The sequence below is a fragment of the uncultured Chitinophaga sp. genome (assembly GCF_937874145.1).
Taxonomy (GTDB): domain Bacteria; phylum Bacteroidota; class Bacteroidia; order Chitinophagales; family Chitinophagaceae; genus Chitinophaga.
Genome location: NZ_CALNBI010000375.1, coordinates 1 through 7427, shown reverse-complemented (window position 1 = coordinate 7427; position 7427 = coordinate 1). Strand labels below are relative to the sequence as shown.

General features: G+C 55.0%; 5 protein-coding genes. 4 read left to right on the top strand and 1 reads right to left on the bottom strand.

Features of this window, described 5'->3' with window-relative positions; genetic code table 11:
- The 3 genes from Q0510_RS18360 to Q0510_RS18350 all read left to right on the top strand — a co-directional run.
- Positions 1-2280 (top strand): TonB-dependent receptor (locus tag Q0510_RS18360; protein WP_298715111.1); only part of this gene is annotated, 2280 nt, incomplete at its 5' end.
- A 15-nt stretch (positions 2281-2295) separates the two neighbouring features.
- The gene (locus Q0510_RS18355; protein ID WP_298715110.1) at positions 2296-3321 is read left to right on the top strand and encodes a histidine kinase; all 1026 of its coding nucleotides are present in this window, start codon (positions 2296-2298) and stop codon (positions 3319-3321) included.
- Entirely contained in the window at positions 3318-4085 is a 768-nt protein-coding gene (locus Q0510_RS18350) for a LytTR family DNA-binding domain-containing protein (RefSeq protein WP_298715108.1), read from the top strand. Before Q0510_RS18355 ends, Q0510_RS18350 begins: the two co-directional genes overlap by 4 nt.
- Positions 4086-4165: 80 nt before the next feature.
- On the opposite strand, the gene Q0510_RS18345 is transcribed toward Q0510_RS18350, so the two are convergent.
- Positions 4166-5290 carry a TlpA disulfide reductase family protein gene (locus tag Q0510_RS18345; RefSeq protein ID WP_298715106.1) on the bottom strand — a complete coding sequence of 375 codons (1125 nt, stop codon included), beginning with the start codon at positions 5288-5290 and terminating at the stop codon, positions 4166-4168.
- Between the two features lie 462 nt (positions 5291-5752).
- Between Q0510_RS18345 and Q0510_RS18340 the strand changes: the two genes are divergently transcribed.
- On the top strand, positions 5753-7427 hold a 1675-nt coding region (locus Q0510_RS18340; protein WP_298715103.1), incomplete at its 3' end, for a SusC/RagA family TonB-linked outer membrane protein.

Below are 7427 nucleotides of genomic sequence, written 5' to 3'. Positions count from 1 at the left end.
GCGCAACCGCTGCCTAGGCAAACCGTTAAAGGCGTGATTACCGATCGCGCGACCCATTTCCCCCTTCCCGGCGCGGCCATTTCTTTTCCTGACCTGGGTAAAGGCGTGGCTACCAACGAAAAAGGCGAGTTCCGGATCACGGAGATCCCCGTGGGCCGCCATACCGTGCAGATCAGCATGATGGGCTACGAGCCCGTGGTGCTGCAGGGCGTGGAAGTAAACGCCGGTAAGGAAACCGTGCTGGAAATCCCCCTTACCGAAACCGTCATCACCCTGAAAGGCGCTGAAATTACCGTGAAGCGCGGCGAAGGGCCGGTGAGCCCGCTGGCGCTGTCGAGCGCGCGGCAACTTAATATCGAAGAAGGGATGCGCTATGCCGGTACCCGCAACGATCCGGCGCGCATGGCGCAAAATTTTGCGGGCGTTTCCGGGGCCAACGACGGCCGCAACGATATCATCATCCGCGGCAACTCGCCTTCGGGCGTGCTCTGGCGGGCGGAAGGCGTCGACATTCCCAATCCCAACCACTTCAGTACGTTCGGCGCCACGGGCGGGCCGGTGACCATCCTCAATACCAATACCCTCCGCACCTCTTCCTTTCTCACGGGCGCCTTCCCGGCCGATTACGGGAACGCGCTGGCGGGAGCGTTCGACCTGCGGCTGCGCAACGGGAACAAGGACCGTTACGAAATGCTGGCGCAGGTAGGCTTCAACGGTTTCGAAGCCGCGGTGGAAGGCCCGTTGGGCAAGCGCGGCGGGGCTTCCTTCCTGGTGGATTACCGCTATTCCCTCATCGCGGCGGTGCATGCGCTGGGATTAAGTGTGGGAACGGGCGCCAGCGTGCCGAAATACCAGGATCTCACCATGAAGATCAACCTGCCCACCAAAAAAGCCGGGACCTTCGGCGTGTTTGCCATGGGCGGGCTCAGCAATATCCATTTCATCCCCTCGGAAGATTCCACCGACCTGTACAATTCCGGCGACAATGAAGTGCTCACCACCTCCAATACCGGCGTGGCGGGCATTACGCACAGCATCAACTTCTCCCCGAAAACATACGGCCGCGCTTTCGCCGCCATTTCCGCCGCGGAAAGCAAAACGGATAATTTCGAGATGAAAGATGAAATACGCGGCAAACGCAAAATGGACCTGGATTACAGCCTGATCCGCACCAGTTTCGGATACCGTGTCGATCACAAGTTCAATGCGCGCAACCAGTTCAGCGTGGGCGCTTCCGGCGAAAAGATGCAGCTGGATATGCGCAACCGCCGCATCAAAGACGGCGACGACGAACTGAGCGATATGGTAAACGCGAGCAACAGCGCCTGGCTGGGGAAAGGCTGGATGAACTACCAGCACCGCGCGGGCAACGATCTTACGTTCAACGCCGGTGTATATGGACAGTATTTCGGGTTGAACGGGCAATCCATCGTGGAGCCGCGCTTCAATATGAAATACGACGTATCGAAGAAGCAGTCGCTCAACCTCGGGCTGGGCATGCACAGCCAGTTGCAGCAGCTGGAGGTGTATTTCAATGAATCCGCCGGCAGTTTGACCAACAAGGAGCTGTCGCCCACCCGCGCCCTGCATGCCGTGCTGGGGTACGACCTGTTGCTGGGCGAGCGCCTGCGCTTCAAGGCGGAAACATATTACCAGCACCTGTACGACGCGCCGGTGGAAAGGCAGCCGTCTACTTTCAGCATGTTGAATTTTGGCGCCGATTTCGGTTTCCCGGACAAGCCAAACCTTTTCAACGAAGGCCGCGGCCGTAATTACGGCGTGGAGCTGACGTTGGAGAAGTTCCTGCACAACGGTTTTTACTTCCTGTTCACCCAAAGCCTGTTCGACTCAAAGTACCAGGGCAGCGATAAGATCTGGCGCAATACGGCTTTCAATTCGCAGTATGTTTCCAACTTCCTCATCGGCCGCGAATGGACGGTGAAGCCGGGGTTTTCGGTAGGGGCAGATAGTAAGGTGAGCCTGGCCGGCGGGCAGTGGTACACGCCGTTCGACCAGCAGGGAACGATTGCCGCGGGGTATGTGAAGTACCAGGAAGACAAGGCGTATTCGATGCGGAATGATATGTATTTCCGGTGGGACCTGAAATTTTCATTCACCTGGGAACTGGGCAAAACCACTCAGAAATTCTTTATAGATTTACAGAACCTCACCGCGAGGAAGAATATTTATACACGCACGATCAATGTGGAAACGGGCAAGATCACGGACGTCAACCAGATCGGGCTGTTTCCCAACGTTAACTACCAGTTTACCTTTTAAAAGCAGACGGGGCATATGCGCAAAAACGAAACAGCGCTTGGATTCAACGACAAATGGTTTGTGCTGCTGGGCATCCCGCTCATGGGATTCCTCACGCCTATCATGTACCTCGGCGTGACCTTCTCCCGTGAGCCGCGGTACAGCTGGCTCATCTTTGCCTTCTCAACAGCCATCACGGCCATTTTCTGGCTCGGCAACCGGTGGATCATCATCCGCATGCGGAAGAAATTCCCCCAGCTCGGCCAGGCGCCCAAACGGATCTTTTTGACCTGCCTGCTGATGTTCGTATATACTTTCTCGGTATCGAACTTCAACGGTTTTACGCCGCCGATTTGGTCGGATTTCCAGCTGCCGTACCCGGACCTTAATGTGCTGGGCATCATCAATACGCTCATTATCGCGGGTATATACGAAGTGATCTGGTACCAGGCGCAATTGCGGCTGTCGATGCAGGGGCAGGAAGATTTGCGGAACGAAAGCCTGCAGGCGCAGATCAGGGCGCTGAAAAGCCAGGTGGACCCGCATTTCCTTTTCAATAACCTCAATACCCTCAGCTCCGTGGTGCACAGCGATCCGGACAAGGCGGAGCATTTCATCCAGCAGCTGTCGAAACTCTACCGGCATATGCTCGAGGTGCAGGACACAACGCTGGTAACGGTAAAGGAAGAGCTCGGCCTGCTTGATGCATACGTCTACCTGCTCAAAACCCGTTTCGGCGACAACCTGCGCGTAACGATCGATGTGCCCGAAACGTACCACGAGCGGAAGATCATTCCCTTTGCCCTGCAGATCGTGGTGGAGAACGCCATGAAACACAACGTGGTATCGGCCAAGCCGCTGAACGTGAAGATAGAAGTGGTGCAGGACAAGATCGTGGTCACCAATAACCTGCAACGTAAATTACATGCCGTGCCCTCTACCGGGAAAGGACTGGAAAACATCAAATCCCGCGTGCGGCTGATCCGTGAGGCGGAAGAAGTGGAGTCGGTGGTAACGGCAGATCAGTTCATCGTATTATTACCCATATTTCCCGCCTCATGATTAAAGTGGTGATTATAGAAGACGAAGCCCCCGCCGCCAGCAAGCTCAAAACCTTGCTGGGCCGCCATTCCGAACCGGTGGAAGTGCTGGCGGTGCTCGACAGCGTGGAGGAATCCGCCAAATGGTTCCGCCTCTTTCCGATGCCGGACCTCATTTTCATGGACGTGCAGCTGGCCGATGGCCTCAGCCTGGAAATCTTCCGGCAGGCCCACCTCACCGCGCCCGTCATCTTCACCACAGCCTACGACCAGTATATGCTGCATGCCTTCCGCAACAACGGCATCGAATATCTCCTCAAACCGCTCGACGAAAACGAGCTGCACCAGGCACTGGCCAAATTCAGCCAGCTTTGCCGCCCGAAGGCCGAAGCGGCAGGTTGGGAAGATAAGATCCACCAGCTCCTGCAATCCATGCAGCCCGCGGCGTACAAGGAACGCTTCCTCGTAAAGAGCGGGCAACAGTTGTATTACGTGAACACGGAAGACCTGGCGTGTTTGTACGCCGACGGCAAGCTGGTGTTCGGCCTGGATTTCGCAGGGAAAAAGCATGTGATGGAAGAGAACCTTTCGGCGATCGAGCAGCAGTTGTCGCCGAAGGAGTTTTTCCGCGTGAGCCGGCACCTGGTAGTGCATGTGAAGAGCGTGCGCAGGGTGCACCCCTGGTTCAGCGGCCGCCTCAAGCTCGACCTGCAGCCCGCGCCCGGCGTGGACCTGGAAGTGAGCCGCGACCGTGTGGCCGGGTTCAAAGAATGGCTGGGGAAATAAATTCCGCATTGATTTCCATAAACATAAAGGGCTGACGGTATACACCGTGCAGCCCTTTTTATCAATCAACTGTGGTACGCTTATTTGATCACTTCGGCCAGTTTGGCGGCCAGCGCATCGCCACGGAGGTTTTTGGCGATGATCTTACCCTGCGGGTCGAGCAGGAAGTTCTGCGGGATAGCGCGAACGGCGTAGAGTGCAGCCGCTTCGTTTTTCCAGAACTTCAGGTCAGACACCTGGGGCCAGGTGAGGCCGTCGTCTTCGATCGCTTTCAGCCATTTGTCTTTGGCGGTGGGCTGGTCGAGGGAAACGCCGAGGATGGTGAAGTTTTTGTCTTTGTACTCGTTGTACGCTTTTACGACGTGCGGGTTTTCTGCACGGCAGGGGCCGCACCAGGAAGCCCAGAAATCGATCAGCACGTATTTACCGCGGAAAGAGGACAGGGCGATGGGATTGCCTTCAGGATCGTTCTGTGTGAAATCGGGAGCGATAGCGCCGATGGAAACGGCTTTCACTTTTTCCAGTAATTCGCCGTAAGCTTTACCGTCCGGGCTGGATTGTACTGCCGGGGCCAGTTTGGCGAACATGGGCTGAATAGTGGCGTAGTCGGGAACGGAGCCTGCCATTGCTTTGAGGGCTTCCAGGCCGGCTGCGGATTTAGTATGCGATTCGGCGAATTTTTTCAGGATCGCTTCTTCGTCGTCGTTGATTTGTTTGCTTTCAGCCATGATAGCCGCCATCCAAACCGAATCTTTTTTCTGTTCCTGGGAAGAAGCGTAGTAGCGGGCCATGAGGGCTTTGTTACGCTCGCCAACGGGTTTCAGCAGGGCGTCGAGGGCTACCTGGTCGTTGGTGTGGATACCGCCTTTCACGGAAGCGTTCTTCAGGGAGTCGGCGCTTTTAATGGTAACGGTGCCGGGCTCCAGGTAGATTTTCAGCTGTTCGTTGGAGGAACGCGGTGCGTCCGGGCCGTAGCTGAACAGGATCGTGGCTTTGGTGATACCGGGAACGGTGCCGGAGTAAGAGAACTCGCCGTTTTTCAGGATGGCGGAGTCGCGCTTCTGTTCGCCGTCTACGCTATAAACGAGGTAAGATTTAACGGGTTCGTTGTGCTTGCCTACTTTACCCTTTACGGTGTATTTTGTTTGGGCATGTACGAGCGCCGGCAGGAGGAGCACTGCAGGCAGGATCTGGATTGCTTTCATGATTGGTTTGATTTTACGCTCTAAAATTATGGAAAGAAATCGGTTGGGCACTTGCCGCCCATCATAAATTGCGGCCCTCCAACCTGCCGCCGTCTCTCTGCCTGTTGTTGTTTAAGGGCGTAAAATAGTCCATTTTTTGCGCGTTATGGGAAGGTTGAAACTGATACAATATGATGATTTGCATATGTTATTTTCTCTTTAGGGACCCGGGAGGGTCGTTCCGGGAGACCATAAGATTGTCCATCAATTCCCCAATCCTATCCATTCTCCGGAAGGAAAGATACTGCTATATTTGAGCCCGTAGAAATAACGCATTAGACGCAATCAACCAAATGCATTAAAATCTCAGCTATGAAATGTATCCACGTATGCTCCATTCCAGGAGGGCAGCAAACATCGCCACCTGGTGAAGATGCTTTGCCGTCATTTTTTCCATCAGTATTGAAATTGCTAATCGTTGCTATGTTCCTGCTGGTTGCGCCGCAATGGGCCGGCGCGCAGGACAACAGCGGGCAGGTAACGGTGACGGGCAGTGTAAAGGATTCCGCCGGCGCACGTCTGCCAGGTGTTACCGTATTGGTAGCCGGCGTCACCGGCAAGGGCACCACCACCAATGCCGACGGCCGCTTTGTATTGGATGCAAAACCCAATGCCACGCTTCAATTTACGCTGATGGGATTTGAAACCGTGACCATTCCCCTGGCCGGCAGAACCTCCATCGATGTGGTGTTGCGCGAAAAAGTCAGCCAGCTGTCCGACGTGGTGATCACTGCCTACGGCAAAAAGCAACAGCGCGAAGCCATTGTGGGAGCGGTAACGACCGTCAACCCCAAAGATCTCAAAATTCCTTCCAGCAACCTGACCACGGCGCTGGCGGGGCAAGTGGCGGGCATGATCGCATACCAGCGCAGCGGCCAGCCGGGACAGGACAACGCCAGTTTCTTCGTCCGCGGCGTAACGACTTTCGGATATAAACAGGATCCGCTCATCCTGATTGATAACGTGGAATTGACCGCCACCGATCTCGCCCGCCTTCAGGTAGACGATATCGCCAGCTTTTCCATCCTGAAAGACGCGAGTGCCACTTCACTTTACGGCGCCCGTGGCGCCAACGGGGTTATCCTCGTGACCACGAAGGAGGGCCGCGCAGGTAAGGCGAAAATCAATTTCCGCTTCGAGAACTCCATCTCCCAGGCCACGAAAAACATCGAAATGGCCGATCCGGTAACATACATGAATCTGTTCAATGAAGCCATCATGACGAGGGATTCCCTCGGCGCACCGCGCTATGACCAGAACAAGATCAATCATACCATCAATGGCGACAACAAATTCGTGTATCCGGCGGTAGACTGGATGAACGAGCTGTTTAAGAAACGCACGAACAACCAGCGCGCCAACCTTAGTGTGAGCGGCGGGGGGGAAGTGGCGCGGTATTATGTGGCGGGTTCCTTCAACCGAGACAATGGTATTTTGAAAGTGAGCCCGGTCAACAACTTCAATAATAATGTCAAACTTGATAACTATCAGCTACGCTCCAATGTCAACATCAACCTGACCAAAACCACGGAAATGGTGGTGCGGCTGGCGGGTAATTTCGACGAGTATACAGGCCCCGTTACACAGGACGCTTCTTATGGAACAGACCTCTACTCGCAGGTGATGCATACGAGCCCTGTTGACTTCCCGGCGTATTACACCCCGGACTCTTCTACCCTGTTCGAAAAACATATTCTCTTCGGTAACAAACCGCTGGAAACCGGACTGCTCGGTACCAATCCCTATGCGCAGCTGTTGCGCGGGTACAAGAATTTCTCCCGTTCACGGATGTCGGCGCAGGTGGAGCTGACGCAAAATCTCTCGTTTATCACCAAAGGGCTGAATTTCCGCGGGATGGTAACGACCAACCGCTATTCTTTCTTTGATGTTGTACGCCAGTACAATCCGTTTTACTACCAGGTGGGTGATTATGACCGGAAAACGGACCAGTTCCGCCTGGTCTGGCTGAACAACAAGCCCGGCGAAGCCACGGAATATCTCGACTTTACGCCGGGTAACCGCGTCATTTCTACCTTTGTTTACCTGCAGGGGATACTGGATTACAACCGTACTTTCGGCGACCATACGATCAGCAGTA